This is a genomic window from Streptomyces sp. NPDC048483 (assembly GCF_040651455.1).
Lineage (GTDB): Bacteria > Actinomycetota > Actinomycetes > Streptomycetales > Streptomycetaceae > Streptomyces.
In genome coordinates this window covers 12,569-39,500 of record NZ_JBEZJZ010000006.1, presented here as the reverse complement: position 1 = coordinate 39,500, position 26,932 = coordinate 12,569, and the positions used below count along the sequence as shown (strand labels likewise).

Annotated in this window: 26 protein-coding genes, 1 tRNA gene and 1 pseudogene; 13 read left to right on the top strand and 15 right to left on the bottom strand. The window is 70.0% G+C overall.

From position 1 onward, the window contains the following. Positions 1 to 150: 150 nt before the first annotated feature. The 4 genes from nhaA to AB0D04_RS04940 all read left to right on the top strand — a co-directional run bounded on the left by nhaA (position 151) and on the right by AB0D04_RS04940 (position 3,365). Positions 151 to 1,503 (top strand): Na+/H+ antiporter NhaA, encoded by a 1,353-nt coding sequence (gene nhaA, locus AB0D04_RS04955; protein ID WP_362699470.1) that lies wholly within the window; start codon positions 151 to 153, stop codon positions 1,501 to 1,503. Between the two features lie 45 nt (positions 1,504 to 1,548). Continuing rightward, positions 1,549 to 2,004 carry a phage holin family protein gene (locus AB0D04_RS04950; protein ID WP_362699468.1) on the top strand — a complete coding sequence of 152 codons (456 nt, stop codon included), beginning with the start codon at positions 1,549 to 1,551 and terminating at the stop codon, positions 2,002 to 2,004. After that, complete coding sequence (locus AB0D04_RS04945; RefSeq protein ID WP_362699466.1) at positions 2,001 to 2,939, top strand: alpha/beta hydrolase; 939 nt, start codon at positions 2,001 to 2,003, stop codon at positions 2,937 to 2,939. Before AB0D04_RS04950 ends, AB0D04_RS04945 begins: the two co-directional genes overlap by 4 nt. Before the next feature lie 228 nt (positions 2,940 to 3,167). Beyond that, entirely contained in the window at positions 3,168 to 3,365 is a 198-nt protein-coding gene (locus AB0D04_RS04940) for a hypothetical protein (RefSeq protein WP_362699464.1), read from the top strand. Positions 3,366 to 3,437: 72 nt separating this feature from the next. Here the strand turns inward: AB0D04_RS04940 and AB0D04_RS04935 are convergent, their stop codons facing one another. The 3 genes from AB0D04_RS04935 to nth all read right to left on the bottom strand — a co-directional run bounded on the left by AB0D04_RS04935 (position 3,438) and on the right by nth (position 6,407). Continuing rightward, the gene (locus tag AB0D04_RS04935; RefSeq protein ID WP_362699462.1) at positions 3,438 to 4,637 is read right to left on the bottom strand and encodes a MarP family serine protease; all 1,200 of its coding nucleotides are present in this window, start codon (positions 4,635 to 4,637) and stop codon (positions 3,438 to 3,440) included. A 13-nt stretch (positions 4,638 to 4,650) separates the two neighbouring features. After that, positions 4,651 to 5,379: a CoA pyrophosphatase gene (locus AB0D04_RS04930; RefSeq protein WP_362699460.1), complete on the bottom strand. Its 729-nt coding sequence runs from the start codon at positions 5,377 to 5,379 to the stop codon at positions 4,651 to 4,653. 74 nt (positions 5,380 to 5,453) lie between these two features. Then, positions 5,454 to 6,407 carry an endonuclease III gene (nth, locus tag AB0D04_RS04925; RefSeq protein ID WP_362699657.1) on the bottom strand — a complete coding sequence of 318 codons (954 nt, stop codon included), beginning with the start codon at positions 6,405 to 6,407 and terminating at the stop codon, positions 5,454 to 5,456. Positions 6,408 to 6,958: 551 nt separating this feature from the next. On the opposite strand from nth, the gene AB0D04_RS04920 reads away from it, so the two are divergent. After that, positions 6,959 to 7,633, top strand: a complete 675-nt coding sequence (locus tag AB0D04_RS04920; protein WP_006604164.1) for a Crp/Fnr family transcriptional regulator — start codon at positions 6,959 to 6,961, stop codon at positions 7,631 to 7,633. A 78-nt stretch (positions 7,634 to 7,711) separates the two neighbouring features. Here the strand turns inward: AB0D04_RS04920 and AB0D04_RS04915 are convergent, their stop codons facing one another. From AB0D04_RS04915 to AB0D04_RS04895, 5 genes are all read right to left on the bottom strand, one after another. Continuing rightward, positions 7,712 to 8,770 (bottom strand): agmatine deiminase family protein, encoded by a 1,059-nt coding sequence (locus tag AB0D04_RS04915; protein WP_362699458.1) that lies wholly within the window; start codon positions 8,768 to 8,770, stop codon positions 7,712 to 7,714. A 24-nt stretch (positions 8,771 to 8,794) separates the two neighbouring features. Continuing rightward, the gene (locus AB0D04_RS04910; protein WP_362699456.1) at positions 8,795 to 9,625 is read right to left on the bottom strand and encodes an MBL fold metallo-hydrolase; all 831 of its coding nucleotides are present in this window, start codon (positions 9,623 to 9,625) and stop codon (positions 8,795 to 8,797) included. Next, complete coding sequence (locus AB0D04_RS04905) at positions 9,622 to 10,575, bottom strand: NUDIX hydrolase (protein ID WP_362699454.1); 954 nt, start codon at positions 10,573 to 10,575, stop codon at positions 9,622 to 9,624. Before AB0D04_RS04905 ends, AB0D04_RS04910 begins: the two co-directional genes overlap by 4 nt. 101 nt (positions 10,576 to 10,676) lie before the next feature. Continuing rightward, complete coding sequence (locus tag AB0D04_RS04900; protein ID WP_362699452.1) at positions 10,677 to 11,141, bottom strand: RidA family protein; 465 nt, start codon at positions 11,139 to 11,141, stop codon at positions 10,677 to 10,679. Further along, positions 11,138 to 11,296, bottom strand: a complete 159-nt coding sequence (locus AB0D04_RS04895) for a DUF4177 domain-containing protein (RefSeq protein ID WP_020129281.1) — start codon at positions 11,294 to 11,296, stop codon at positions 11,138 to 11,140. The genes AB0D04_RS04900 and AB0D04_RS04895 overlap by 4 nt, the downstream gene beginning before the upstream one ends. A gap of 173 nt (positions 11,297 to 11,469) precedes the next feature. On the opposite strand from AB0D04_RS04895, the gene AB0D04_RS04890 reads away from it, so the two are divergent. Further along, positions 11,470 to 12,447 (top strand): ArsA-related P-loop ATPase, encoded by a 978-nt coding sequence (locus AB0D04_RS04890; RefSeq protein WP_362699450.1) that lies wholly within the window; start codon positions 11,470 to 11,472, stop codon positions 12,445 to 12,447. Continuing rightward, on the top strand, positions 12,444 to 13,754 hold the full coding sequence (locus tag AB0D04_RS04885) for an ArsA family ATPase (protein WP_362699449.1): 1,311 nt from the start codon (positions 12,444 to 12,446) through the stop codon (positions 13,752 to 13,754). Before AB0D04_RS04890 ends, AB0D04_RS04885 begins: the two co-directional genes overlap by 4 nt. A gap of 70 nt (positions 13,755 to 13,824) precedes the next feature. Here the strand turns inward: AB0D04_RS04885 and AB0D04_RS04880 are convergent, their stop codons facing one another. After that, positions 13,825 to 14,166, bottom strand: a complete 342-nt coding sequence (locus AB0D04_RS04880; RefSeq protein WP_362699447.1) for a WhiB family transcriptional regulator — start codon at positions 14,164 to 14,166, stop codon at positions 13,825 to 13,827. Positions 14,167 to 14,550: 384 nt separating this feature from the next. Between AB0D04_RS04880 and AB0D04_RS04875 the strand changes: the two genes are divergently transcribed. Further along, positions 14,551 to 16,749 carry a transglycosylase domain-containing protein gene (locus AB0D04_RS04875; RefSeq protein ID WP_362699445.1) on the top strand — a complete coding sequence of 733 codons (2,199 nt, stop codon included), beginning with the start codon at positions 14,551 to 14,553 and terminating at the stop codon, positions 16,747 to 16,749. 167 nt (positions 16,750 to 16,916) lie between these two features. Here the strand turns inward: AB0D04_RS04875 and AB0D04_RS04870 are convergent, their stop codons facing one another. Continuing rightward, a complete protein-coding gene (locus tag AB0D04_RS04870; protein ID WP_362699443.1) occupies positions 16,917 to 17,381 on the bottom strand; it encodes a GatB/YqeY domain-containing protein in 465 nt (154 codons plus the stop codon). A 121-nt stretch (positions 17,382 to 17,502) separates the two neighbouring features. On the opposite strand from AB0D04_RS04870, the gene AB0D04_RS04865 reads away from it, so the two are divergent. From AB0D04_RS04865 to AB0D04_RS04855, 3 genes are all read left to right on the top strand, one after another. After that, positions 17,503 to 18,429 carry a metallophosphoesterase gene (locus tag AB0D04_RS04865; RefSeq protein ID WP_362699441.1) on the top strand — a complete coding sequence of 309 codons (927 nt, stop codon included), beginning with the start codon at positions 17,503 to 17,505 and terminating at the stop codon, positions 18,427 to 18,429. A gap of 203 nt (positions 18,430 to 18,632) precedes the next feature. Beyond that, complete coding sequence (locus AB0D04_RS04860) at positions 18,633 to 19,298, top strand: integral membrane regulator (RefSeq protein WP_362699439.1); 666 nt, start codon at positions 18,633 to 18,635, stop codon at positions 19,296 to 19,298. A 12-nt stretch (positions 19,299 to 19,310) separates the two neighbouring features. Then, a tRNA-Pro gene (locus tag AB0D04_RS04855) sits at positions 19,311 to 19,384 on the top strand. A 110-nt stretch (positions 19,385 to 19,494) separates the two neighbouring features. Here the strand turns inward: AB0D04_RS04855 and AB0D04_RS04850 are convergent. The 5 genes and pseudogenes from AB0D04_RS04850 to AB0D04_RS04830 all read right to left on the bottom strand — a co-directional run. Beyond that, a pseudogene (locus AB0D04_RS04850) lies at positions 19,495 to 19,738 on the bottom strand (site-specific integrase); the annotation flags it as partial. A 153-nt stretch (positions 19,739 to 19,891) separates the two neighbouring features. Then, positions 19,892 to 20,185 (bottom strand): hypothetical protein, encoded by a 294-nt coding sequence (locus AB0D04_RS04845; RefSeq protein ID WP_362699437.1) that lies wholly within the window; start codon positions 20,183 to 20,185, stop codon positions 19,892 to 19,894. Further along, entirely contained in the window at positions 20,175 to 20,414 is a 240-nt protein-coding gene (locus tag AB0D04_RS04840; protein ID WP_362699435.1) for a hypothetical protein, read from the bottom strand. Before AB0D04_RS04840 ends, AB0D04_RS04845 begins: the two co-directional genes overlap by 11 nt. A 285-nt stretch (positions 20,415 to 20,699) precedes the next feature. Further along, complete coding sequence (locus AB0D04_RS04835) at positions 20,700 to 22,238, bottom strand: FG-GAP-like repeat-containing protein (RefSeq protein ID WP_362699433.1); 1,539 nt, start codon at positions 22,236 to 22,238, stop codon at positions 20,700 to 20,702. Between the two features lie 99 nt (positions 22,239 to 22,337). Beyond that, positions 22,338 to 22,835: a hypothetical protein gene (locus tag AB0D04_RS04830; RefSeq protein ID WP_362699431.1), complete on the bottom strand. Its 498-nt coding sequence runs from the start codon at positions 22,833 to 22,835 to the stop codon at positions 22,338 to 22,340. A 422-nt stretch (positions 22,836 to 23,257) separates the two neighbouring features. Between AB0D04_RS04830 and AB0D04_RS04825 the strand changes: the two genes are divergently transcribed. Further along, positions 23,258 to 26,566, top strand: a complete 3,309-nt coding sequence (locus tag AB0D04_RS04825) for an ALF repeat-containing protein (protein WP_362699429.1) — start codon at positions 23,258 to 23,260, stop codon at positions 26,564 to 26,566. An 11-nt stretch (positions 26,567 to 26,577) separates the two neighbouring features. Next, positions 26,578 to 26,862: a hypothetical protein gene (locus tag AB0D04_RS04820; protein WP_362699427.1), complete on the top strand. Its 285-nt coding sequence runs from the start codon at positions 26,578 to 26,580 to the stop codon at positions 26,860 to 26,862. The last annotated feature ends 70 nt before the right edge of the window (positions 26,863 to 26,932 follow it).

Here is a 26,932-nt window from a genome sequence, read left to right as displayed (position 1 = left end):
AGTAGTGAGCGCGTTAATGACACGCAAAGAATTTCAGGGTGCGCCGGGAAGTCTGGTCGGCAACTGCAACAGCCGTACACAGCTGCCGAATTGACCGGAGGCCATTCCGTGAGCGCGCCCCACAACCGTCGTTCCATTTTCCTTGGGCGGATGTCACTGCCCGAGCGGAACTTCATCGCGGACGCGCTGCGCGCGGAAACCGTCGGCGGTGTCCTGCTCCTCGTCGCCGCCGTCGCGGCCCTGATCTGGGCAAACACCCTCAGCGGCAGCTATGAGGCGATCCGCGACTTCCACCTCGGGCCCGCCTCGCTGGGCCTGGACCTGTCCGTCCAGCACTGGGCCGCCAACGGCCTGCTCGCGCTCTTCTTCTTCGTGGCCGGTATCGAGCTCAAGCGTGAACTCGTCGCCGGCGAACTGCGCGACCCCAAGGCCGCCGCCCTCCCGGTGATCGCCGCGATCTGCGGGATGGCGATGCCCGCGATCGTCTACGCCGTGGTCAACGCCATCGGCGGCGGCTCGCTCCAGGGCTGGGCCGTCCCCACCGCCACCGACATCGCCTTCGCGCTCGCCGTCCTGGCCGTCATCGGCACGTCCCTGCCGTCCGCGCTGCGCGCCTTCCTGCTCACCCTCGCCGTCGTCGACGACCTCTTCGCGATCCTGATCATCGCGGTCTTCTTCACCTCAAAGATCAATTTCCTGGCGCTCGGCTTCGCCGTCATCGGCCTGGCGATCTTCTATCTGCTGCTCCGCAAGGGCGTTCGCGGCTGGTACATCTACCTCCCGCTCGCGCTGATCATCTGGGGCCTGATGGAGAACAGCGGGGTGCACGCCACCATCGCGGGCGTCGCCATGGGTCTGATGCTGCGCTGCCACCGCCACGACGGTGAGCGCCACTCCCCCGGCGAGCACATCGAGCACCTGGTCCGCCCGCTCTCGGCCGGCCTCGCGGTGCCGCTGTTCGCCCTCTTCTCCGCGGGCGTGTCCATCTCCGACGGCGCGGTCCACGACGTCTTCACCCGGCCCGAGACGCTCGGCGTCGTCCTCGGCCTGGTGGTCGGCAAAGCGCTGGGGGTCTTCGGCGGCACCTGGGCCACCGCCCGCTTCACCAAGGCGGAACTCAACCCCGACCTCAAGTGGCCGGATGTCTTCGCCGTCGCCACCCTGGCCGGAATCGGGTTCACGGTCTCGCTGCTCATCGGCGAACTGGCCTTCTCCGACGACCTCGCACTGGCCGCCGAGATCAAGGCATCGGTGCTGATCGGCTCGCTGCTCGCCGCCGTATTCGCCGCCGTACTCCTCAAGTTGCGGAACAACAAGTACCGCAAGCTGTGCGAGGAGGAGGAGCGGGACGAGGACCGCGACGGCATCCCCGACATCTACGAACTCGACAAGCCCGAGTACCACCTGCGGATGGCCGCGATCCTCGAGGCAAGGGCCGCCGAACACCGCCGCCTTGCCGAAGTAGCCGCCGACCCCCACGCCGGAGACGATGGTCCGGCATGATCTGAGAGGCTTTGCCATCCGGGCGAAGAGAAGAGGGAGACGGCGATGAGCGCAGCCGACGGCAGCACGGACCGCAGCCTCGGGCAACTGGTGGCCACGGCCACCGCCGAGATGTCCGCACTGGTGCACGACGAGATCGCGCTGGCCAAGGCGGAGTTGAGGCAGGACGCCAAGCGGGCCGGCATCGGCGGCGCCGCCTTCATGGTGGCGGGCTCGCTGGCGCTGTTCGCGCTGCCGGTGCTCAGCTTCGCGGCGGCGTACGGTATCCACAACCTCGGCCTCGGGCTCGCCTGGTCCTTTCTGATCGTGGGCGGCGCCTTCCTGGTCCTCGCCGGCCTGCTGGTCCTCATCGCGATGGCCAAGGTCAAGAAGATCAAGAAGCCGGAGAAGTCGATCATCTCCGCCAGGGAGACCGCGGCCGTACTGCAGAAGGCCAAGCCGCACCCGCGCGTCGCGCCGGACCACCCGGCCCTGGAGTCTGTGACACGCTCGTCGGTATGACAGCCCCTGACAGCACCGCCTCGGTCGTACGGCTCGACGTCCCCGGCGCGAGAGAGGTGGCACACCGGGACGTCGCGGCGAACGGCGCGCGTTTCCACATCGCCGAGATGGGCGACGGCCCCCTGGTGCTGCTGCTGCACGGCTTCCCGCAGTTCTGGTGGACCTGGCGCCACCAGCTCCCCGCGCTCGCCGACGCGGGCTTCCGGGCGGTCGCGATGGACCTGCGCGGCGTCGGCGGCAGCGACCGCACCCCGCGCGGCTACGACCCGGCGAACCTCGCCCTCGACATCACCGGGGTCGTACGGTCCCTGGGCGAGCCGGACGCCGCGCTGGTCGGGCACGACCTGGGCGGCTACCTCGCCTGGACGGCGGCGGTGATGCGGCCCAAGCTGGTGCGCCGGCTCGCGGTGTCCTCGATGCCGCACCCGCGGCGGTGGCGCTCGTCGATGCTCGCCGACGTACGGCAGAGCACCCGCAGCTCGCACATCTGGAACTTCCAGCGGCCCTGGCTGCCCGAACGCCGGCTGACCGCGGACGACGCGGCGCTGGTCGGCCGCATGATCCGCGACTGGTCCGGGCCCCGGCCGCCCGAGGACGACGCCGTCGAGGTCTATCAGCGAGCGATGAGCATCCCCTCGACGGCGCACTGCGCGATCGAGCCGTACCGCTGGATGGTGCGCTCGATGGCCCGTCCGGACGGTATCCAGTTCAACCGCCGCATGAAGATGCCGGTACGGGTCCCGACGCTGCATCTGCACGGCTCCCTCGACCCGGTGATGCGCACCCGCAGCGCGGCCGGCTCCGGCGAGTACGTGGAGGCCCCGTACCGGTGGCGGCTCTTCGACGGGCTGGGGCACTTCCCGCACGAGGAGGACCCGGCGGCGTTCTCCACGGAGCTGATCAACTGGCTCAAGGACCCCGAACCGGACCGCTGACCGCGAGCGCCCGGCCGGCCTCTGTGGCGGGACCCACCACGGCGCCCCGAACCGTACCGCTGAGCGAACGCCGTACGCCGCTGAACGGAGCAAGCCGGAGAGTTCGGCATGGTCCGTTCGCCGCTACGCCGAACGTTCGTATGACGAACGGCCAATTGCCTGGCGCATAGGCCAATTGGCGGCTCGCAGGGCGGTTACGGACCTTGGGGCACGGGCAGTGTCGTGGGTATGGGCTGGACGCACGACTACCGTGACGTGGCACGCAACCGCCGCAGCAGTGCCGCTGCAGTGGGCACTCGGGAGAGGGAAGCCCCGGATCTCAGGTCCGACGGCTCCCCCGAACCCGCGCACCCGATGGGCATTCCGCTCATCCTGCGCCGCAGAGCGCGCTGGATGAGTGCGCGTCTGCGCCATCCCCGAAGCTGAGCCGCCGCGCCCCGGCACGCGCCCGGCGCGGGAAACCTCCGTTCCCCGCGCCGCTCGCAGCGCCGGCCCGCCTCAGATCGCGCAGCCCTGGCTGTTGACCTGCCGCACGGCCGTACGCCCCTTGGTGACGTCCTCGCGGACCTCGTCGGCGGTCAGCGCATAGCCGGTGCGGGAGTCGTCCCGCGACTTCGCGAAGACGACGCCGTAGACCTCGCCCTTGGGGGTGAGCAGCGGGCCGCCGGAGTTGCCCTGCCGGACCGTGGCGTAGAGGGAGTAGACGTCCCTGGCGACCGTGCCGCGGTGGTAGATGTCCGTGCCGTTGGCCTGGATGCGGTCGCGGATGCGGGCCGCACGGACGTCATAGCCGCCGTTCTCCGGGAAGCCGGCGACGATGGCGTTCTTGCCACTGCTCGCGTCCTTGCCGGCGAACTTGAGCGCCGGGGCGTTCAGCGAGGGCACGTCCAGGACGGCGATATCGCGCCGCCAGTCGTAGAGCACCACCTTGGCGTCGTACTGGCGCCCCTCGCCGCCCACCTGGACGGTCGGCCGGGTGACGCCCCCCACGACATGCGCATTGGTCATGACGCGGTGCCTGCCGAAGACGAACCCGCTGCCTTCGAGGACCTTGCCGCAGCTGGGCGCCGTACCGACGATCTTGACGATGCTGCGCCGGGCGTCCTCCGCCACCGGGCCGCCCGCCAGCCTGGGGTCGGGCGCGGGCACGGACGTGATCGGCTCGTTGGAGAACGGCGTGAAGACCTGCGGGAAGCCGTTCTGCGCGAGCGCGGTGGAGAAGTCCGCGAACCAGGTGTTGGCCGCCTGCGGCAGCACTCTGGACACACCGAACAGCACCTTGGAGTTACGGACCTCCTTGCCCAGCGTCGGCAGCGAGGTCCCGGCCAGGGCCGAGCCGATCAGCCAGGCGACCAGCAGCATCGCCAGGACGTTGACCAGCGCGCCGCCGGTCGCGTCCAGTGCCCGCGCCGGTGACCAGGTGATGTGGCGGCGCAGTTTGTTGCCCAGATGGGTGGTGAGGGCCTGGCCCACCGAGGCACACACGATCACGATGGCGACCGCCGCGATGGCTGCGAAGGTGCCGGGCGTCGCGTCGCCGGTGATCTCGTTCCAGATCAACGGCAGCAGAAAGACCGCGATCAGACCGCCCCCGAGGAAGCCGATCACGGACAGGATGCCGACGACAAAGCCTTGCCGATAGCCGACGATCGCGAACCACACGGCGGCGACCAGCAGCAGGATGTCCAGGACGTTCACGCCGGACACCGTCTCACGAGCGCCAGTCGAGCGGGACGTGCTTGTCACGGTCCCACGGAATCTCCCAGCCCGCGTAATGCAGGATCCGGTCGATGACACCGGCCGTAAAGCCCCAGACCAGGGCGTCCTCGACCAGGAACGCCGGGCCGGTGTGACCGCTGGGGTGACGCGTGGTGACCCGGTGACCCGGATCCGTGAGATCCGCCACGGGAACCGTGAAGACCCGGGCAGTCTCCGCCTGGTCCACCGCGCCCACCGGGCTCGGCTCGCGCCACCAGCCCAGCACGGGTGTCACCACGAAGCCGCTGACCGGGATGTAGACCCGCGGCAGCACGCCGAAGACCTGGACACCCGCCGGATCGAGGCCGGTCTCCTCCTGGGCCTCGCGCAGCGCCGCCCGCACCGGGCCGCGCCCCTCGGGATCGCCGTCCTCCGGGTCGAGGGCGCCGCCGGGGAAGGACGGCTGACCGGCGTGCGAGCGCAGGGTGCCGGCGCGCTCCATCAGGAGCAGCTCGGGGCCGCGGAGGCCATGACCGAAGAGGATCAGCACCGCGGACTGCCGGCCGCCGCTCTCGGGCGGCAGGAAGCGGCTTAGCTGCCGCGGCTCTATCGTCGCGGCAGCCTTGGCCACCGGGGCCAGCCATTCGGGCAGGCCGTCGGCCGTGACGGTGACCTCCCGGCCGTACGCGGTCCCCGCGCGGGTCCCGGATTCCTCGCCGTACTGCTCCCGTGCACTCGTCATACGCGCCCCCTCAGGCCCTGGCATCAATGATCGGTCCCCCGGTCGGGGTCACCCTGTGGTCGCCGCGGCTGCCGTCATGGAGCCGCCATCGGGGACGCGGGCTGCCCCGGATAGTCGGCCGGCGGTTTCAGCCGCTGCCCCGGCTGGCCGCCCAGCTCGTACTTCAGCAGCTTCTTCGCCTTCTCCGGGTCCGTCTCGCCCTCGCCGTACGCGGGGCACAGCGGGGCGATGGCGCAGGCGCCACAGGCGGGCTTACGGGAGTGGCAGACGCGGCGGCCGTGGAAGACGACGCGGTGCGAGAGCATCGTCCACTCGCTCTTGGGGAAGATCGCGGCGACGTCCGCCTCGACCTTCTCGGCATCCTCCTGGGCGGTCCAGCCGAAGCGGCGCGCAAGGCGGCCGAAGTGCGTGTCGACGGTGATCCCCGGGACGCCGAAGGCGTTGCCCAGCACGACATTGGCGGTCTTGCGGCCGACACCGGGCAGCGTGACGAGATCCTCCAGGCGGCCGGGCACCTCGCCGCCGAAGCGGTCGCGCAGCGCCGTCGACAGCCCGAGCAGCGACTTGGTCTTGGCCCGGAAGAAGCCCGTCGGCCGGATCAGCTCCTCCAGCCGCTCCGGGTCCATCGCCGCCATGTCCTCGGGCGTCGGGCAGACCGCGAACAGGCGCGGGGTGGTCTGGTTGACCCGCAGGTCGGTGGTCTGCGCCGACAGCACCGTGGCAACCAGGAGATCGAAGGGATTGGTGAAGTCCAGCTCGGGATGAGCGTACGGATACAGCTCGGCCAGCTCCCGGTTGATCCGCCGCGCCCGCCGCACCATGGCGACCCGCGACTCGGGCTTGCGGGCGGGGGCCTTCTTGGCGGGGGCGGCTTTCTTTGCGGCGGCGGTCTTCTTCGCCGGGGCGGCCTTCTTCGCCGGGGCGGTCCTCTTCGCCGGGGCGGTCCTCTTCGCGGCAGCCGCAGCCTTCTTCGCGGCGGGCGCCTTGGCCACGGCGGCCTTCTTCGTCGCCGCGTCCTTCGTCGTCACGGCCTTCTTGGCCACGGCCTTCTCGGCGGTGTTCCGCGCAGTCGTCTTCGCGGTCTTCCCGGTGGCGCTCTTGGCGGCCGCCGGCTTCGCGGGCGGGGTTTCCTTCACGGCGGCCTTCTTCCCTGCCGAGGTCTTGCCTAGCGGGCTCTTGGGTGCGGAGGTCTGGGCGGTCGCGCCCGCCGGTATCGTCCGCGACGCGCCGGACCGCTGCTCCGCCGCCTCCTGGCCGGACGTCACCCTGGAGAGGGATTTGCTACTTTTATCCGCATTCGCCGCATCGGTGGACGGGTGTTCGCCCACAGCGGAATCGCCCACGGTACTCACTCACTCAGCCCCCCAGTCCCGTGCTCTCACTGGCGTATTGGACACTCGGCCAGACTAAAGCCACCCACTGACATCCGCCCCGACCACTGTGATTCGTGACCCCAATCGGCCCCCTGCCTTACGGCGTGCGGCACCGGTCCGGCAAACTTGTGATTGATCGCACTGTTTTGCATTCCGGCATGATGGGGACCACAGTCCCCCGGAGCATGTCGACAAGGAGAGATCTCGTGGACGACGTTCTGCGGCGCGCACCGCTCTTTGCGGCGCTCGATGACGAGCAGGCGGCCGAGCTGCGCGCCTCAATGGGAGAGGTCACGCTCGCCCGCGGCGACGCCCTGTTCCACGAAGGGGACCCCGGCGACCGCCTCTACGTGGTCACCGAGGGCAAGGTGAAGCTGCACCGCACCTCCCCGGACGGCCGCGAGAACATGCTCGCCGTCCTGGGCCCCGGCGAGCTGATCGGTGAGCTCTCGCTCTTCGACCCGGGCCCGCGCACGGCCACCGCCTCCGCGCTCACCGAGGTCAAGCTCCTCGGCCTGGGCCACGGCGACCTTCAGCCCTGGCTCAACGCCCGCCCCGAGGTCGCCACGGCCCTGCTGCGCGCCGTTGCCCGCCGCCTGCGCAAGACCAACGACCAGATGTCCGACCTGGTCTTTTCCGACGTACCGGGCCGCGTGGCACGCGCCCTCCTGGACCTGTCGCGCCGCTTCGGCGTCCAGTCCGAGGAAGGCATCCACGTCGTCCACGATCTGACGCAGGAAGAGCTGGCCCAGCTGGTCGGTGCCTCCCGCGAGACCGTCAACAAGGCCCTCGCCGACTTCGCCGGCCGCGGCTGGCTCCGCCTGGAGGCCCGCGCCGTGATCCTCCTGGACGTCGAGCGACTGGCCAAGCGGTCGCGCTGACACCGGCTCGCCAAAAGCCTTGCGAAGGGCCCCGCTCCGGCGGGGCCCTTCGTCATGCCGGCGCCACCTCGGCCACCCCTACCCCACCGGCTCCTGCTGCGTGGCGCAATGGATCCCGCCGCCGCCCTCCGCGATCATGTCGACCGGAATCTGCCGGATCTCCCGGCCCGGATAGAGCTCGCGCAGCGTCCCGGCGGCGCGGTCGTCGGCCGTACGGTCGCCGAAGCGGGGCACGATCACCGCCCCATTGGCGACGTAGTAGTTGACGTACGAGCCCAGGAACTCCGGGCCGCGCCTGCCCGCCTCCGAGGCGTCCGGCAGGTCGATGAGGCGGAGCCGACGGCCCGCGGCGTCCGTGGCCTGTTCCAGGGCCGTACGGGCCTGTTCGTGGACCCGCTGCCATACCGGGGGCGCATCGGGCGCCGGGCTGCCCAGGACGACCACACCGGGCTCGGCGAAGCGGGCCAGGGCGTCGATGTGGCAGTCGGTGATGTCTTCACCGCGTACGCCCTCGGTCCAGATGACGGTGCGTACGCCGAGCGCCTGCCGCAGCGCCTGTTCGATATCGGTGCGCGAACGGCCCGGATTACGGTTGGGGTTGACCAGCGAGCTCTCGGTGGCCAGCAGGGTCCCCTCGCCGTCGGCCTCCAGGGAGCCGCCCTCCGCGGTGATCCCGGCGGGGATCCGGAGCCTCCCGGCGCACTCCAGGAGGCGGCGGGCGACCTGGCTGTCCCGGGGATGGTCCTGTTTTCCGCCCCACCCGTTGAAGCCCAGGTCGACGCCCGCCACTCCACCGGGGCCCGTCACAAAGACCGGCCCGCTGTCCCGCACCCACAGGTCGTCCACCGGGACGGGCATGATCTCCACCCCGGAGCCGTCCGGTCCGGCCGCCCCACAAGCCTTGCGGGCCCGCCGTTCCTCCGCCGGGGCGGCCAGCAGCGTCACCGGCTCGTACGCGGCGATGGTCCGGGCCAGCCGGGCGATGTCCTGTTGGACGGCGGGGGTGTCGGCGCCCCATACGGAACCGGCAGGCGGCCAGGCCAGGTACGTACGGGCATGCGGCACGGTCTCGGCGGGCATCGCCCAGGCGCCCGCAGCCCCGGCCCCGGCCCCGGCCCCGTACGGAAGTTCGGTCACGGCAGGCTCCGGCTCGTCCACGGGTCAGATCAGCCCATGCTCGCCCAGATAGTCCAACTGCGCCCGTACCGACAGCTCCGCGGCCGGCCACAGGGAACGATCGACGTCGGCGTACACACTGGCGACGACCTCGGCGGGCATACGGTGGCCGGCCTCGACCGCGGTCTCCACCTGGGCGAGCCGGTGCGCGCGGTGCGCCAGATAGAACTCCACCGCCCCCTGGGCGTCGTTCAGCACCGGACCGTGGCCGGGAAGGACCGTCGCCACGCCGTCGTCCACGGTGAGGGAGCGCAGCCGCCGCAGCGAGTCCAGGTAGTCGCCCAGCCGGCCATCGGGGTGCGCGACCATGGTGGTGCCGCGTCCCAGGATCGTGTCTCCGGTGAGGACCGCGGCATCGGCCGGGAGGTGGAAGGAGAGCGAGTCCGCGGTGTGGCCCGGCGTGGGCACCACGCGCATCTCCAGGCCGCCGGTGGTGATGACATCGCCGGCCGCCAGTCCTTCGCCGCCCAGCCGCAGCGCCGGGTCCAGGGCCCGTACGGCCGAACGGGTCAGCGCGGCGAACCGGGCGGCGCCGTCGGCGTGGTCGGGGTGACCGTGGGTCAGCAGGGTCAGCGCGATGCGCTTGCCGGCCCGTTCGGCGGTGTCGACGACCGCCTGGAGGTGGGCCTCGTCGAGCGGCCCGGGGTCGATGACGACGGCGAGATCGGAGTCCGGCTCGGCGACGATCCAGGTGTTGGTGCCGTCCAGGGTCATCGCCGACGGGTTCGGCGCCAGCACACAGTGGGCGCGTGCGGTGGCCTGTCCGGAGATCGCTCCGCCGCGGGGCTGGCCGGGAAGAGCGGCTGCGTCGGTCATGCGGGGGTGTCTCCCGAGGGGCTCGTGGTGTCAGAGGAGTTCTTGGCGCCTGAGGGACCGTCGGAATCGCCGTCCCCCGGGCCGTCGTCGGTCGTGATGTGCTTGGTGAACTCGTCGTGCCCCGGCCAGCTCAGGACGATCTCGCCGCCCACCAGGCGCGCGCGGGCCAGCACCGGCGTCAGGTCCTGCGCCTCCGCCGCGGCCAGCGCGTCCGCGGCCGTCCCGTACGGCTGGAGCCCGCGCAGCGTCGCGACGGTCGGCGGCATCATCAGCAGCTCGCCGCGGTCGTACCCGGCCATCGCCTCCTCCGGCCGGATCCACACCGTACGGTCGGCCTCGGTGGAGGCATTCCGGGTGCGCTGGCCCTCGGGGAGCGCGGCGACGAAGAACCAGGTGTCGTAGCGCCGCGGCTCGAACTCCGGGGTGATCCAGCGCGCCCAGGCGCCCAGCAGATCGGAGCGCAGCACCAGGCCGCGGCGGCCCAGGAAGTCGGCGAAGGACAGCTCGTGGGCCACCAGGGCGGCGCGGTCGGCCTCCCAGTCCGCACCGGTGGTGTCCTCGACAACGGTGTCGGCCGAGGTCCCGGCGAGCAGCACGCCCGCCTCTTCGAACGTCTCCCGTACGGCCGCGCAGACGATAGCCTGCGCGGCGGCCGGGTCGACGCCCATCCGCACCGCCCACTGGGCGCGCGACGGCCCTGCCCAGGCCACCGGGCGTTCGTCGCGCGGGTCGACGGAGCCGCCCGGATATGCGTACGCGCCTCCGGCGAAGGCCATGGAGGCGCGTCTGCGCAGCATATGGACGGCGGGGCCGCCTGCCTCGGAATCCCGCAGCAGCAGGACGGTCGCGGCCCGCCGGGGTGTGGCGGGGGTCAGCCGGCCGCTCGCGAGCGCCCGGATGCGGTCCGGCCACTCCGGCGGATACCACTGGCCATTGGTCGTCGACGACATGGCCGGATGGTATGCGCTCGCGCGCGGATGTTCGAGGGCTCCTTGGGCCCCGAGGGCGCTATTCGGCACACCCCTGACGGGTATTCGGAGCCCCCTGGAGGCTATTCCGCGATCTCGACCTGGATCTCGACCTCGACCGGCGCATCGAGCGGCAGCACCGCAACGCCGACCGCGGACCGGGCGTGCACGCCCTTGTCGCCCAGGATCTCGCCCAGCAGCTCGCTGGCACCGTTGATGACGCCCGGCTGCCCGGTGAAGTCCGGCGCGGAGGCCACGAACCCGACGACCTTCACGACCCGCTGGATCTTGTCCAGGTCGCCGACCACCGACTTCACGGCGGCCAGCGCGTTGAGCGCGCAGGTCGCGGCGAGTTCCTTGGCCCGCTCCGGGCTGATCTCGGCGCCCACCTTGCCGGTGGCCGGCAGCGCGCCGTCCACCATCGGGAGCTGGCCGGAGGTGAAGACGTACGCACCGGAGCGCACCGCCGGCTGGTACGCAGCCAGTGGCGGCACGACCTGCGGCAGCTTCAGGCCCAGCTCCGCGATCTTGTCCTCGACGGCGCTCACGCCTTCGCCCGCTTCAGGTAGGCCACCAACTGCTCGGGGTTGTTCGGGCCCGGCACGACCTGGACCAGCTCCCAGCCGTCCTCGCCCCAGGTGTCCAGAATCTGCTTCGTCGCGTGCACGAGCAGCGGCACGGTCGCGTATTCCCACTTGGTCATGGGCCGAGCGTAATACCTGTACGGGGCGCTGACGGACGCCGTCCACACCCGGGACCAAAGGTGTATTCCCGGTGCAACCCTGACTTGTCCCGGAGAAATGTTCAGCTGATCTCCGGGTCATCCCAGGCGTATCCCGTGCGTATCCGCGACACGGACTGGTTAGGCTCCTTGGCGTGAGCAGGCTCCATGTCGTCAGCGGCAAGGGCGGCACCGGCAAGACCACGGTCGCCGCCGCCCTCGCCCTCGCCCTCGCCACCGAGGGGCGCCGTACCCTCCTGGTCGAGGTCGAGGGCCGGCAGGGCATTGCCCAGGTGTTCGAGACCGAGGCGCTTCCCTACGAGGAGCGCAAGATCGCTGTGGGGCCAGGCGGCGGGGAGGTCCATGCGCTGGCCATCGACGCCGAGCGCGCCCTCCTGGACTACCTCCAGATGTTCTACAAACTGGGCGGCGCCGGCCGGGCCCTGAAGAAGCTCGGGGCGATCGACTTCGCCACGACCATCGCGCCGGGCCTGCGGGACGTCCTGCTGTCCGGCAAGGCGTGCGAGGCGGTCCGCCGTAAGGACAAGAGCGGACGGTTCGTCTACGACGCAGTGGTGATGGATGCCCCGCCGACCGGCCGCATCACCCGCTTCCTGAACGTCAACGACGAGGTGGCGGGCCTGGCGAAGATAGGCCCCGTCCACAATCAGGCGCAGGCCGTGATGCGGGTCCTCAAGTCGCCGGAGACCGCGGTCCACATGGTGACCCTCCTGGAGGAGATGCCGGTCCAGGAGACCGCCGACGGCATCGCCGAACTGCGCGCCGCCGGCATCCCGGTGGGCGGCATCGTCATCAACATGACCCGCCCCGCGCTGCTGGACAACGGCGACCTCGACATCGCCGCCCGCGGCGCGCGTACGGGCGTCGCCAAGGCGCTCTCCCAGGCCGGCCTGGGCAGCGCGCGCCGCGGCGGACTGGCCGACCGGCTGATCGACCCGCTGCTGGAGCAGGCCCGCGAACACGCCGAACGGGTCGAGCTCGAGCGCGCCGAACACGCCGAGCTGACGGCAATCGGCCTGCCCACCTACGAGTTGGAGCTGCTCCCCGAGGGAGTGGACCTCGCCGGGCTCTACCGCCTGGCGAGAGACCTGCGGAAACAGGGGCCCATATGACCTCGGACGACACCACGCTGGACACCTCGGCCCCCTGGCTCGAGGTCGATGCGCTGCTGGACGACCCGCGCACCCGCATCGTGGTGTGCTGCGGGTCGGGCGGCGTCGGCAAGACCACGACCGCCGCGGCGCTGGGCGTACGGGCCGCGGAGCGCGGCCGCAAGGTCGTCGTGCTGACCATCGACCCGGCCCGCCGGCTGGCGCAGTCGATGGGTATCTCGGAACTCGACAACGTCCCGCGGCAGGTCAAGGGCATCGACGAGACCGCAGGCGGCGAACTGCACGCGATGATGCTCGACATGAAGCGCACCTTCGACGAGATCGTCGAGGGTCATGCGGACGCCGAGCGGGCGCGCGCCATTCTGGAGAACCCCTTCTACCAGTCCCTGTCGGCCGGCTTCGCGGGCACGCAGGAATACATGGCCATGGAGAAGCTCGGCCAGCTCCGCTCCGGCGACGAATGGGACCTGATCGTCGTCGACACCCCGCCGAGCCGCTCCGCCCTGGACTTCCTGGACGCGCCCAAGCGCCTCGGTTCCTTCCTGGACGGCAAGTTCATCCGGGTCCTGATGGCGCCGGCGAAGGTCGGAGGCCGGGCCGGGATGAAATTCCTGAACGTCGGCATGTCCATGATGACGGGCACCCTCAGCAAGCTGATGGGCGGTCAACTCCTCCGGGACGTACAGACCTTCGTCGCCGCCATGGACACCATGTTCGGCGGCTTCCGCACCCGCGCGGACGCCACCTACCGGCTGCTGCAGGCGCCCGGCACTGCATTCCTCGTGGTGGCCGCGCCGGAGCGGGACGCGCTGCGCGAGGCGGCCTACTTCGTCGAGCGGCTGGCCGCCGAGCAGATGCCGCTGGCCGGTCTCGTACTGAACCGGGTGCACGGCAGCGGCGCCGCCCAACTCAGCGCGGAGCGGGCGCTGGCCGCCGCGGAGGCCCTCACGGAGCAGACCGCGGAAAGCCGCCGGGCCGAAAATCTTGAACCGGCCGGCATTGTCGATCATCACAACGGGAAGGCTCCTTCAGGAACCGCCGGCGGCCTCTCCCCCGCTGCCGCGGCGGAGCAGGAGCCACCCACGTCTGCCTCAGCGGCGCAACTCGCCGCCAGGCTGCTACGACTGCACGCGGAACGCATGCAGGTCCTCGCGCGCGAACGGCGCACACGGGACCGCTTCGCCGCGCTGCATCCCGAGGTCCCGGTGACCGAGGTCGCCGCGCTGCCCGGTGACGTCCATGACCTCGCCGGCCTGCGCGCGATCGGCGACCGTCTCGCACTGGGCCCGGCCGAAGCCGACGGCTGACCGCGACGGCCGCACCGCCACAGCTGACCGCCAAGGCCCACGGCCTCAACGGGTCACCGGCCGCTGCCGGTTAGCCGACCGCGGCATACTCGTCGAAGGTCTCGTCCTCGCAGTCCACCGGCAGGATGCCCGTGCTGCGCTCGTATTCCGTACGCGCTGTCTCCAGCAGACGACGCCATGACGTCACGGTCGGGCGGCGGCGCAGCAACGCCCTCCGCTCCCGCTCGGTCATACCGCCCCACACGCCGAACTCCACCCGGTTGTCCAGGGCGTCGGCCAGGCACTCCGTACGCACCGGACACCCGGTGCACACTGCCTTGGCGCGGTTTTGCGCCGCCCCTTGCACGAACAATTCATCCGGATCGGTAGTGCGGCAGGCTGCCTGTGCACTCCAGTCGGTTACCCAGCTCATGCTGGCGCCGTCCTCTCCCGAATCGAGGCTCCCCCACGGCGGCAAGCGGCATATTCACCGTTGCCAGTTGAGGACGTTACGGAAGGCAGGCAGGGCGCAACACCCCCTTCGGGCCCAATCTTGAATGGCCCGAACGGACTATGCGTACGCGGCAGATCACCCAACGGAGTGACCGGACGGCATACGTCGCTTTCCGCGCAAGTCCGGACACTTCACCGTGGACACACGGGATTTCTGGCGACAGAAGGGGGCAAGAGGGGCAGGGTCCGCACAGAGAGAGGGGGTTGACGAGCCGAGGCGTAACCATCCCGCTGTGGCAGGTGGGAACAGGCTAAGCGAACAGGTGCACCCCTGTCCGGCGATTCAGAACGTAGGGTTGTCCGCATGGCTAAGAAGCGCGATGGCGGGGGTCCATCCAAGATCCAGATGGCCGCCAAGTTCCTCGGTGTCAGTGTCCTGGCCGGCGCCGTGCTCGCCGGCATCGCGCTGCCCGCCGCCGGGGCCCTGGGCCTCGCGGCCAAGGGCTCGGTCGAGGGTTTCGACGACATACCGGCCAACCTGAAGACGCCACCGCTCAGCCAGCGGACCACCATCCTGGACGCCAAGGGCGGCGAGATCGCGAAGGTCTACGACCGCGACCGCACCGTGGTGGGCCTCAAGGACATGTCGCCGTACATGCAAAAGGCGATCGTCGCGATCGAGGACGCCCGCTTCTACCAGCACGGCGCCGTCGACCTGAAGGGCATCCTGCGCGCGGTCAACAAGAACGCCCAGTCCGGCGGGGTCTCCCAGGGCGCCTCGACACTGACCCAGCAGTATGTGAAGAACGTCTTCATCGAGGAGGCGGGCGACGACGCCGACAAGGTCGCGCAGGCCACCCAGCAGACGCTCGGCCGCAAGGTCAAGGAGCTCAAGTACGCGATCCAGCTGGAGAAGGAGCTCGGCAAGCGCAAGATCTTGCAGAACTACCTCAACATCACGTTCTTCGGGCAGCAGGCATACGGCGTCGAGGCCGCCTCCCAGCGGTACTTCAGCAAGCACGCCAAGGACCTGAAGCTGGAGGAGGCGGCCCTGCTGGCCGGCATCGTCCAGTCGCCGAGCCGCTACGACCCGGTCAACGACCCGCAGGAAGCGACCCGGCGGCGCAATACGGTGCTGCAGCGGATGGCCGATGTGAAGGACATCACCCGGGCCGAGGCCCACGCGGCCGCCGCGAAGCCGATCCATCTCGCGGTCAGCCGCCCCCAGAGCGGCTGCATCACCGCCACGGACGGCGCGGGCTTCTTCTGTGACTACATCCGCAAGGTCTTCCTCAACGACAAGTCCTTCGGAAAGACCCGCAAGATCCGCTCCAAGCTCTGGAGCCAGGGCGGCATGACGATTCACACCACCCTGGATCCGCAGACCCAGAAGTCCATTCAGAAGTCGGTCAGCGATCACGTCTACGCCGACGACCCGGTCGCCAGCGCCGCAACCATCGTCGAGCCGGGCACCGGCAAGATCCTCGGCATGGGCCAGTCCCTTCCGTACGGCTTCAAGCCGCACCAGACCCAGATCAACCTCTCGGTGGACCACGACATGGGCGGCGGCGCCGGCTACCAGCCCGGGTCGACCTTCAAGCCGGTGGTCGCGGCGGCCGCGCTGGAGCAGGGCACCAGCCCGTACCAGAAGTACTCCTCACCGTTCCGGATGCAGTATCCGAGCCCGGTGCAGACCTGTAACGGCGAGTGGCAGGGCACGGACGCCACCCAGAACGAGAACAAGACCGAGGTCGGCCCGTACGGCATGAAGGAAGCAACCGCGAAGTCGGTCAACACCTACTTCGTGCAGCTGATCTCCGACATGGGTATCTGCCCCGCGGTCAAGATGGCCCAGAAGATGGGCATCGAGCGGGCGGACGGCAAGCCGTTGCAGCAAGTTCCGTCGATGACGCTGGGCGTGCAGGAAATGTCGCCGCTGACGATGGCCGCCGGTTACGCCGCGTTCGCCAACAGCGGCGAGTACTGCTCCCCCGTCGCCATCGAGTCGATCACCGACCCGCGCGGCAAGGCGATGACCGTCCCGCAGACCAGCTGCCGTAGCGCGATGTCCAAGAGGACCGCGGACACCGTCAACACCCTTCTCCGGGGCGTCGTCCAGGACGGCACCGGCAAGAAGGCGGGCCTCCAGGGCCGCGACAGCGCCGGCAAGACGGGCACCAGCGACAGCCGTTACGCCGCCTGGTTCGTGGGCTACACCCCGAACGCGGCCGGCGCGGTCTGGGTCGGCGACCCGCAGCACCAGCGCAAGATGTACAACATCACCATCGGCGGCGTCACCCACGACAAGGTCTACGGCGCCGACACCCCCGGCCCCATCTGGCGCGATGCGATGACCGGCGCCCTGGCGGGCCGCCCCGCGCCGGCCCTGTCCACGGTCCCGATCAACGATCCGGACAAGGGCAAGGGCGACGGCGGCAAGGGGAAGGGCAAGCAGCGCCCCGGCCGGGGTCACGGCGGCGACAACAAGCCGGGCGGCGGATGGCACATCCCGGACTTCCCGCACTTCCCCGACGTACTGGGCGGCGGTAACGGCGGCTGGTGACCGTCCCGTCAGACGGCCGGCGGCAGCCGACGGGCCGGACCGGCCGCCACGCCGACGAGACGCAGTAGCCACGAGACGCTGTAGCTCACGAGACGCGGAAGGGGCGCCCTCCTCAAGGAGGGCGCCCCTTCTCGTGCGGTCCGGCATGCCGCCGAGGCGGCGTGGGCTCAGCCCGCCAGCAGCTTCTTGACCACCGCGGCGACCCGGCCGCCCTCGGCACGGCCCGCCACCTGCGGGTTGACGATCTTCATGACGGCGCCCATCGCCCGCGGCCCCTCGGCGCCGGCCCCCTTGGCCTCCGCCACCGCCGCCGCGACCAGCTGCTCCAGCTCGTCGTCGGTGAGCTGCTTGGGCAGATAGTCCGCGAGCACCTCACCCTCGGCAAGCTCACGCGCCGCCGATTCGGCCCGGCCGCCCTTCTCGAACGCCTCCGCGGCCTCGCGGCGCTTCTTCGCCTCCCGCGCGATGATCTTCTCGACCTCGCCGTCGGACAGCACGCGCGCCTCGGTCCCCGAGACCTCCTCCTTCTGGATCGCGGTCAGCGTGAGGCGGAGGGTGGAGGAGCGCAGCTCGTCGCGCGCCTTGATCGCGGTGGTGAGGTCGTCCTGCAGCTTGGACTTGAGCGTGGTCATGCCGTCGAGTATGCCCCCACCCACCGACAACCGCCGCGCCTTTTCCCCGCAGGCCCCGCCCCCGCGCTCCCCGGCTCCCTCGCATTCCCTTCTTCCCCCTCCCCTCTGCCACGATGGGGTCATGCGCGCGCGATACGGAGTACCCCTGACCCTGACCGCAGTCGGCGCGGCCGGCCTGGCCTACGCCGCAGGCTACGAAGTCCGCTCCTTCCGCCTCCGGCGCGTCACCGTGCCCGTACTGCCCCGCGGAATGCGGCCGTTGCGCGTCCTGCAGGTCTCCGACGTCCACATGGTCGGCGGCCAGCTCAAGAAACAGCGCTGGCTGCAGTCGCTCGCCGGGCTGCGCCCCGACTTCGTCATCAACACGGGCGACAACCTCTCCGACCCCAACGGTGTCCCGGAGGCGCTCGACGCGCTCGGCCCGCTGATGGAGTTCCCCGGTGCGTACGTCTTCGGGTCGAACGACTACTACGGCCCCAAGCTGCGCAACCCCGCCCGCTATCTGATCGAGCGGGTCCAGGGCCGGCACGGCCTCAACGGCAACGCCCCCGCCGTCGGCGTCGTCCACAACCCGTGGGAAGACCTCCGCGACGCCTTCGACGCGGCGGGCTGGGTCGGACTGTCCAATTCCCGCGGCCGCCTCAAGCTGGAGGGCATCGAGATCGCCCTGACCGGCCTGGACGACCCGCACATCAAGCGCGACCGCTACGCCGAGGTGGCCGGCGGCCCGGAATCCGGCGCCGATCTCTCCCTGGCCGTCGTCCACGCCCCCTACCTGCGCTCCCTGGACGCCTTCACCGCCGACGGCTACCCGCTGATTCTGGCGGGCCACACCCACGGCGGCCAGCTGTGCATCCCCTTCTACGGTGCCCTGGTCACCAACTGCGACATCGACACCGACCGCGTCAAGGGCCTGTCCACCCACACCACCGCCGGCCGCACCTCCTACCTCCACGTCTCCGCCGGCTGCGGCACCAACCGGTACACCCCGGTCCGCTTCGCCTGCCCCCCGGAGGCCACGCTGCTGACGCTGGTGGCGCGGGACTGAGGGCACGGTCGGCACGGGACTGAGGGCACGGTCGGCACGGGACTGAGGGGCCGGCCGACGCAGGGCCGAGGGCACGACCGACGCCCGGACCCCGGCAGCGGCCGACGCGGGGCCGACCGCCGGACGCCGATCAGGAGGGACGGGGCCGGGCAGCCCCGGCCCCGTCCCTCCCCCTACCGGGGCCCGCCCCCTACCGTGGAGGAATGTCCGATCCCACCCGGACCTCGCAGTCCACGCGCCACGCGACCGGCCCGGCCGGCGCCGCCGCCCGGACCCCGGCAGCGGCCGTCGCCCCCACCGTCCGCCGCCCCCTCGCCGCCGCCGTCCGCGCCCTGATCACCGCAACCGCCCTCACCGGCCTCGCCCTCGCGGCGCTCCGCTTCCCCGACCCGCCGCGCCTCCTCGCCGACTTCACCCTCCAGGCCAACCTCGCCGCGGCCCTCGGCTTCGCCTTCTCCGCCCATCGCGCCTGGACCGGCCGCCGCCCCGTATCCCCCCGCCTCACCGGCGCGCTCCTCGTCTTCCTCACTCTCGCCGCCCTCACCCACCACCTCACCCCACCCACCAGCACCACCAGCCCCCTCCTCGCCACGGCCACCCCCCTCGGCGCCCTCGCCGACTGGCTCCTCCTGACGGCGCCCCGCACCTTCCGCCTCCCGTACGCCTGGCAGTGGCCGCTCTACCCCCTCCTCCACCTCTCCCTCACCACCTTCCTCAGCTCCCCGCCCCGCCCCCTCTCCACCACCCTCACCATCGCCACCGCCGCCTGCCTCCTCCCCTTGATCACCATCGCGATCGACCAGGTCAGGCCCGCTCCCCCGCTCCACAGAAACCGGATTTCGCCTACGGGGATCAGTCCGCTAAAGTAGAGCTCGTTGCTTCGGGGTGTAGCGCAGCTTGGCAGCGCGCTTCGTTCGGGACGAAGAGGTCGTGGGTTCAAATCCCGCCACCCCGACTGAAGGAACACAGGTCAGAGGCACCTACGGATAACCGTAGGTGCCTCTCCTGTTTTGTGCGTGACCAACTGCGTGACCAACGCTCCGGATTCGCCTTGAAGATGCCGTCCAGCAGCGAAACAAAGCTGTGGCGTAGCTCACGCGGCGTACATTCCATGGCGTTCACCCCGTCGGCCTCCTTGATCGCTGGCGGAAGGCTCTCCGGACGGCCCCGGCCCTGCTCCTCCCAGTGCTGCCAGAGGACGTCTTTACAGCGGGCCGGGAGGGCGCGCGGCCGGATCGCCCTTGAGGAAGACGTGGTCCCACGTGAGGGCCCGCAGTTCTTCGGCACGTGCTCCCGTGAGCAGCGCCAGCGGTGGCCTCCGCTCCGTCCCAGGAGCAGATCGACGGGGGCGCCGACAGGTCGTCCGTCGAGCACGACGGCCACGGCGACACGGCCAACGAGCCCGAGGTAAACGGCGCCGCCGCCCCCTCTTCCTTCACCTCAGGCGGCGGCGCCGCCGTGTTCAAAACGGAGGTCGGCCCGTGACCCGGTGCGCGGAGACCAGGCCGTCCTCCATGGCGACAGCGACGTAGCCGTCCATCGCGTACGGCGCGAGCCCGGGCTTGTCCTCCTTGTCCTCGCCGGTAGCGGCGTCCAGGACGACAGGGCCGTTCTCCGTCGTCCCGTACACCAGCCCCTGCCGTACCAGGGTGACGGTGGGCGTCACTCGGCCCGCTGTCTCGTCGGGCAGGGACCAGCGGGTCCTGCCCGTGGCGGAGTTGTAGGCGACGGCGGCGGAATCGTCATCAGTGCACACGACGGTCTTGAGTCCGTCGTGTGCACTCGCTCGCCTCGAGTTCCTCGCCGTAGGTACGCAGGCGCTTGCCGCTCGCCGCGTCGAGGAGGGCGCCGCCGTTGCCCTTGGCGTCGAAGTCGTACCCGCCGATCATCGCGGTGGTCCTGCCGGCCGCGGCGATCCCCACGACGGAGATGGACTTGTTGACCCAGCGCTGCCGCCCGTCGTCGAAGCTCAGGCCCATCGCCATGCCGTCGTCCTCCTCCCGAAGGAGTTCCCCGACCAGGTGGCCATCCCGCCGGCCAAGCCGAAGGGCGACGCCTGCGACGGGGACACCTACGCCTGGCGCGAGGCGCGGCGGCGCGACGCGATCTGTTCCGCGGCGAGCGAGGCACCTGCTGAGACGGTGACGGTCCGGCCGCCGGGCGTGGTGGTGTGGAGGGCGCCTTGGCGAAGTGGGCGACCGAGGCGTGCGAGCTCCGACCCGCTGACGTGCCGGGCCGGAGCAGTACGACGCCTTGCCTGCCCGCGTCGGTCAGGCGAACTGGAGCATGGTCTTCCAGGTGCTGCCGCCGTAGGGGATGCTGGTGGCGGTGTTGATGCCGCCGGTCCCGTTGCCCTCGTAGAGGTGGAGGGTGCCGTCGGTCCAGATGGCCATGAGGTCGGCGATGCCATCTCCGGTGTAGTCACCGGCGGTCAGCTGGCGGACCGTGCCCCAGGTGTCGCCGCCGACCGGGACGGGGATCTGCTTGGCGACCTGGCCGGTGCCGTCACCGGGGTAGTAGTGCAGTGTGCCGTCGGACCAGACCGCCATGAGGTCGGCGATCCCGTCACCGTTGAAGTCACCGCCTGGCAGCAGCTTCACCGTGCCCCAGGTGTCTCCGCCGGTGTTCACCTTGGCCTGCGGCGCGACCTGCCCGTTCCCCTTGCCCTTGTACAGGTGCAGGGTGCCGTCGGACCAGACCGCCATGACGTCGGCGATCCCGTCACCGTCGTAGTCGCCGACGGTCAGCTGCTTCATCGTGTCCCAGGTCCTGCCGCCCTCGGTGACCGTGATCGCCGAGCCGAACTTCCCCTTGCCCTCGCCCTTGTAGAGGTGGAGGGTGCCGTCCGTCCAGATGGCCATGAGGTCGGCGATGCCGTCGTTGGTGAAGTCGCCCTTGGCGAGCTGCTTCATGGACTTCCAGCTGGTACCGCCGGTCTGTGCGATGTTCTCGCCGCTGAGCCCCTTGGCCGGGTCGCCCGGATACAGGTGCAGGGTCCCGTCGGCCCAGATCGCAGCGAGATCGGCGATGCCGTCACCCGTGACGTCGTCCTGGACTCGGAAGGCAGTCTTACGTATCCACTCGCTCAGATCGTCCACACGCACGTCGACCGCACCGGTGCGCTTCTCCCTCGCGTCGGTGCCCAGGCAGCCACCCTGCCAGGAGCGGCTGTTGACAGCGACGAGTTCCGGAATCCCGTCCTTGACGCGCAGGGCAGGACCGCCGGCGTCGCCCTGGCAGATCGTGGCCTGGTCGGAGCCGTTGAGGTTGACCGCACTGCCGGTGACGGAGTCGACGGTGAACACGGAGGAGTGCAGCTTGTCGGGCACCCATTCGGTCTTGGTGCGGCCGAAGCCCGTCACCGTCAGCTGTTCGCCCGCGGCCGGGGCGGCTGCGGCGAGCTTGGCCGGGGCGATGCCCAGGGCGCGGTGTGCGAGCTTGACCATCACCACGTCGCGGTCAGCGTGCGGCACAAGTTCGACCGCCTCCACGACCTTTCCGCCCTTCTGGGTCAGGTCGGTGCGGCCCACGGTCACGGTGGTCTTGGAGGCAGGCTTGCCGGCCTGGACCGGCTTGCCGCTGTTCGCGAAGCAACTCTTGTCGCTGAGCACCCATTGCGGGTCCACCAGCACGCCTGAGCAAGCCTGCACGTCCGCTACGTTGATCTTCGCAGTGAATGCGTAGGTCTCATCCTTGACGTCACCGCCCTGCAGGGCGGTCGCGGGGGCGGCGGTGACGAGGCAGCTTGCCAGGGTGGTGGCGGCGAGAAGACCTGTGGTCCACGCGGCGCGTGAACGCCTTCCAGGCATGTTCATTCCTTGATTGATGTTCATGTGGGTGTCCCGAGCGTGCTGCCGGCATTCTGGGAACGCGGTGCGGGTCGGGCGAGCTGGTAAATGGGGCGGGATCTACTTCCCCGTGACGATCTCCACGAGTACGTGGTTGCGCCCTGCCGGGTCGGTGGTCTCGCCGATGCCCTGCCACTTGTTCTTGCCTATGTCGTAGGACTTGGTCTTGTCATCGACGGTCATCTCGACGCGTGCGGTGTGGTCCTTGGTCTGCACTCCGGTCACGGCGGGGACTTCGAGGCTGAGGTAGCCCTTACTGCCTGTCACACGGAAACAGAAATCATCCCGATCGCGGGCGATGAACTGCAACAGGTCGGGAGAGCTACCACACTCGGCCAGCATGATGTTGCCATCTCCGCGCTTAAGTTTCAGGTTCTTCTCCGCGAGAATTTTTGCCGCGTTGGGATAGGAGAAGTCCTCGACAGCAGCAGGCATTTGGGCCGCTTCGTTGGGCGCAGGCGCTGACGGTGCCCGGGTGCCGGCTGCGTGGGCTGCTCCGGCCAGCAGCAGGGTGCCGCCGGCCAGAGCCAGGGCCAGCAGGCGCGAAGGGGTCTTCATCTATAGATCTTTCATTGAGATACAGCCCGTCTACCACCAGTTCATGGCGGAGATAGACATGCGGGAGTACGGGACCAGTCCGCCGAGGGTCACGTCCGGGCTATAGCCCACCGAACCGGCAGATCTAAACAGCTATCACCAGGCTTGCCGGATCGACAATTTCCAGGGCGTGACGAAGCTCGCATTTGCAGCTCCCGTGCATCTACCGCGAGTTGCGCTCAGGACTAAAGTCCCAAGCCGAACTTCATTCCTTGCGGCGGGAATTGACCACCCATCGAAGGAGAGCACGGAGGCATATCAGGACTTTAGTCCCCTTTTGCCTTGGCTTTAATCTATTGAGGCCGCATGTGACCATCGGATCCGGCGCCAAGCACACCCAGGAAACGACTATTAACGCGAGAAGTCGGTAGCGAATACTTGACATGAAACGGACAGATTTGATGCGCGGTCAACCGCGCCACACAGGGAAGAGATTCACGGCTCTCACCGCACTGACGGTCTCTGCAGTTCTCTTCGGGACCGTTGTCGCCGAGGCAGCTCCTCCGGCGCAGCCCGCGCTACCGGCCAATGCCCGGGCTCAGGCCGTCGACGCCTGGATGAGTGGTGACGCGGGAGTGAAGCGCGCCGCGGCCACGGCCCTGACCGGAACCGATGCGGATCTGCAGGACTTCCTGACGCGGGGACTCCATCGCGCCACCGTCGACGACGCACGCATCGCGATCCTCAAGATGCTCCCTACCTCCGGTAAGGGGGTGAGTGAAGCAGGGCAGAAGGCATTGTCCGGAAGCGATCAGGATGTTCTCGACTTCGTGAAGTCCGGGTTCGAGAAGCCCTTGCAGGATGACCGACGCGTCGCTGTGCTGCGGGCCATGAACGAAGGCGGCAAGGCCGTTGACCGGGAGGGCCAGAAGGCCCTGAACGACGGTTCGGCCAAGGCGCTGGAGGAGTTCTTCGAGAAGGGCCGGCCCAAGGCCGAGGACGAGGACAACCGAGTCCGGGTGCTGGCGCTCATGAACTCCGGCGGTCAAGCGGTGAAGCAGGCCGGCGAACGGGCAATGAACGGAACGCCGCAGGACAGAGTCCAGTTCCTGGAGACCGGGCAGCACCTGGCTCGTGCCCATGACCAGGAGCTGATGACGGTCACCCAACTCGCGGAAGCGGCCACCGCGGCGGGTAAGCATGCCAAGGCCGAGACCGAAGAGGCCAAGGCGGCAGCGGGCCGCGCCGACAAGGCCGCAGCCTTGGCCAAGGAGGCTGCGGAGAAGGCAGCGGAAGAGACCCGGGCAGCGAAGGGGGATGCGGACAAGGCCGGGCGTGCCGCCACCCGCGCCGCTCAAGCCGCCGAAGGAGCGGCGGCTGCTGCCCGTACCGCGATCCAGGCGTCGAACGCTGCGGTGGCCGCGTCGCGTACCGCCGCACAAGCTGCCGCTAATGCTGCGCATGCCGCTGCTGCGGCGGGGCGGGCAGCCGCCAGGGCGTACCAGTCGGCGAATGCCGCCATAGCGGACCGCCATCAGGCCGCGAACGCGCGAAAGGCCGCCCAGGCAGCCCGCGATGCCGCCGCCGGCGCCCGCACCGCAGCTCGGGCCGCCTCGCACGCCGCGGAGGCGAGTGCCGCCGCCGGGAGCTCATCCTCCGCTGCTGCCCGCGCCGGACAGAACGCGGCCGCGGCCGCCGAGGCCGCAGCCGCCGCAGGCGAGCAGTCCGGGGTCGCTGCCGGCGAGGCCGCACATGCACGACGAGCCGCAGCCCAGGCTCGCTCGGCAGCAACGCAGGCCACCAACGCCTCTGGCCGCTCCCAGAAGCTGGCCAACCAGTCAGCTGCGGCGGCCCGTGCCGCCCGCCAGTTCGCCGACTCTTCGGCCGGCCACGCCGAGGCAGCTGCGAAGGCGGCGGAGGACGCCGCTCAGCATGCAGGCGAGGCCGACGCAGAGGGGAGGAAGGCCACCGCACACGCCGACGCCTCCCTCAAGGCAGCAGAACAAGCCACGTCCGCAACCACTCAGGCCCAACAGGTCGAGAAGGTTGCCCGCGCGGCTGAGCAGTACCTGCTTGAGCAGGAGGAGGCGAAGGCGGTCGCGGACGCCGAATTGCTGAAGTCCCTCGACGGCGAGGCCAGGGCCACCAACAAATACGCCCGGACGCAGGCTGCCCGCATGGACGAGGAGACCAAGAAGCTTCTCGCCGAGGGGCCGGGCAAGGCCAAGTCGGACCCTGCGGCGGCAGCCACCCTTGCCCGCAAGGCCGCGGCCAACCTCCTCAGCAGCAGCGGCAACTGGACCAGCGAGGCGGCCGGCCAGGCCCTGTCCGGCACCGACGCCGACGTGCTCACCTGGCTCGCGACCGGCCGCGTCACCGCGCAACAGGAGGACGATCGCGAGACTGCCCTCCACCTCGCCCGCATCGGCACACCGAAGACGGCTGCCGCCGCCGAAGCTGCACTCACCGAGGGCCCCAAGGCAGTCGAAGCGTTCTTGACGGACGGAGTGGTGGAGAGCCAGCGCGACGAGTACCGCATCCAGACCCTGCGGGCAATGGAAGACGCCGGCAAAGCCGTGACGGCAGCGGGCAACGCGGCCATGGACGACGGCTCGGCCAAGGCTCTCCACGCCTTCCTCCTCAGCGGATACCCGAGAGCCCAGGCCGAAGACGACCGGGTGGAGACTCTGCGGATCATGGAAAGGGGCGGCCCGAACGTAAAGGCCGCAGCCCGTATAGCCATGACCGGACCCCGCTGGATGCCGGGCATCTTCGTGACGCGTATCCAGTACAAGGCCGCACAGGCTGATCAGGACACCGCCGCCCACGTCGCGGCCGTCCGTGCACAGATCAGCATCGCCGCCAAGGCCGCAGCCACTGCCCGCAAGGACGCCAACACCGCCGCCGCGGCGGCCGCCCACGCCAGAGGAAGGGCTGACGAGGCGAACGGCTACGCCAAGCAGGCGAAGCAGGCTGCACAGGAAGCAGGCGACCACGCCGCACGGGCACGCGAGAGTTCGCAGGCCGCCGACAAGTCCGCCACCGACGCAGCAGCCTCCGCCACCCGGGCCAAGTCCGCAGCTGCTACCGCGCGTAAGGCCAGCCGGGCCGCAAACTATTCAGCCGTCCAGGCCACGTCCTCCGCGGCCCAAGCCAGCATTTCGGCCGGCAATGCGGCCGCATCCGCCCGTCGAGCCCGGCAGGCTGCCCTGGACGCGGGCAAGGACGCCGCCGCGGCCGGCCAAGCCGCACGCGAGGCGTACGCCATCGCCGCCGAGAAGCGCCGCCAGGAACAAAAGGCGGAAGCGAAAGCAGCCCGCGAAAAAGCACAGGAGAACGCGGAGAACAACTACCGCCCCCAGGACGATCCCAAGAACGACGATGTCATCTTCGAAAAGCACAGCAACGCCGGAATCCCCGACAGTGTGCGTAACGTAGTGGGATTCTTCAGCCTGCGAGGAGCCTTCGACACGGTCGCATTCACCGTGCTCGGACGTACCGACGAGGCCAAGGAGTCCTTCCAGGGATTCATCGGCCCGTTCTTCGCGGGGCAGCTCGGGGGCTACGTCAGCGGCTCTGCCGCCGAGATGGGCAAGGGGGCGGGCGTCATCGGTAGGGCCGGCGCCAGGGTGTTCGGGTGGCCGGTGGCCCTGGGCGCGACGGTCATCGACTACCTCCTGCCCGAAGGCGGTCCGGTACGATATATCGAGCCCGGCCCTTTCCAGCGACGTCCCATCGCTCCCATCACATGAGGGTGAAATAAATGGCGAACAAGGAAAACTGGCTGAACTCGCTGAAAGGCGGGGGCTTCATAAAGGGTTCCGCCGTCGGGCTCGGCGAAATGCTCGGTGGCATGTTCCTCGGCTGGCGTTCGCTGCTCCTCGGCTGCTGTGGAACAATTGCCGGTTTCATTGGTGCGGTCACCAACAGCGGCCTCGTCACAAGGATTGCGCTCTTGGGCATCGGCGGCGCGTCCCTCGTACTTACATGGGTGACGTGGAAATACATGAAGCGCCGGCAGAACGGGCACAACAGCCCGCAGCGCTGACGACGCGGCCAGGAGTGCCCGGCACACGGGCAGGCCGCGATCTCGCCCGAACCCCGTTCGGGACGAGGGC

Excerpts from the sequence above, each read along its gene's own strand:
- nhaA (WP_362699470.1), top strand. The coding sequence starts at position 151 with ATGTCACTGCCCGAGCGGAACTTCATCGCGGACGCGCTGCGCGCGGAA.
- AB0D04_RS04950 (WP_362699468.1), top strand. The coding sequence starts at position 1,549 with ATGAGCGCAGCCGACGGCAGCACGGACCGCAGCCTCGGGCAACTGGTG.
- AB0D04_RS04945 (WP_362699466.1), top strand. The coding sequence starts at position 2,001 with ATGACAGCCCCTGACAGCACCGCCTCGGTCGTACGGCTCGACGTCCCC.
- AB0D04_RS04940 (WP_362699464.1), top strand. The coding sequence starts at position 3,168 with ATGGGCTGGACGCACGACTACCGTGACGTGGCACGCAACCGCCGCAGC.
- AB0D04_RS04930 (WP_362699460.1), bottom strand. The coding sequence starts at position 5,379 with ATGACGAGTGCACGGGAGCAGTACGGCGAGGAATCCGGGACCCGCGCG.
- AB0D04_RS04910 (WP_362699456.1), bottom strand. The coding sequence starts at position 9,625 with ATGACCGACGCAGCCGCTCTTCCCGGCCAGCCCCGCGGCGGAGCGATC.
- AB0D04_RS04905 (WP_362699454.1), bottom strand. The coding sequence starts at position 10,575 with ATGTCGTCGACGACCAATGGCCAGTGGTATCCGCCGGAGTGGCCGGAC.
- AB0D04_RS04895 (WP_020129281.1), bottom strand. The coding sequence starts at position 11,296 with ATGACCAAGTGGGAATACGCGACCGTGCCGCTGCTCGTGCACGCGACG.
- AB0D04_RS04885 (WP_362699449.1), top strand. The coding sequence starts at position 12,444 with ATGACCTCGGACGACACCACGCTGGACACCTCGGCCCCCTGGCTCGAG.
- AB0D04_RS04880 (WP_362699447.1), bottom strand. The coding sequence starts at position 14,166 with ATGAGCTGGGTAACCGACTGGAGTGCACAGGCAGCCTGCCGCACTACC.
- AB0D04_RS04875 (WP_362699445.1), top strand. The coding sequence starts at position 14,551 with ATGGCTAAGAAGCGCGATGGCGGGGGTCCATCCAAGATCCAGATGGCC.
- AB0D04_RS04870 (WP_362699443.1), bottom strand. The coding sequence starts at position 17,381 with ATGACCACGCTCAAGTCCAAGCTGCAGGACGACCTCACCACCGCGATC.
- AB0D04_RS04865 (WP_362699441.1), top strand. The coding sequence starts at position 17,503 with ATGCGCGCGCGATACGGAGTACCCCTGACCCTGACCGCAGTCGGCGCG.
- AB0D04_RS04860 (WP_362699439.1), top strand. The coding sequence starts at position 18,633 with ATGTCCGATCCCACCCGGACCTCGCAGTCCACGCGCCACGCGACCGGC.
- AB0D04_RS04840 (WP_362699435.1), bottom strand. The coding sequence starts at position 20,414 with ATGGCGATGGGCCTGAGCTTCGACGACGGGCGGCAGCGCTGGGTCAAC.
- AB0D04_RS04835 (WP_362699433.1), bottom strand. The coding sequence starts at position 22,238 with ATGCCTGGAAGGCGTTCACGCGCCGCGTGGACCACAGGTCTTCTCGCC.
- AB0D04_RS04830 (WP_362699431.1), bottom strand. The coding sequence starts at position 22,835 with ATGAAGACCCCTTCGCGCCTGCTGGCCCTGGCTCTGGCCGGCGGCACC.
- AB0D04_RS04825 (WP_362699429.1), top strand. The coding sequence starts at position 23,258 with ATGAAACGGACAGATTTGATGCGCGGTCAACCGCGCCACACAGGGAAG.
- AB0D04_RS04820 (WP_362699427.1), top strand. The coding sequence starts at position 26,578 with ATGGCGAACAAGGAAAACTGGCTGAACTCGCTGAAAGGCGGGGGCTTC.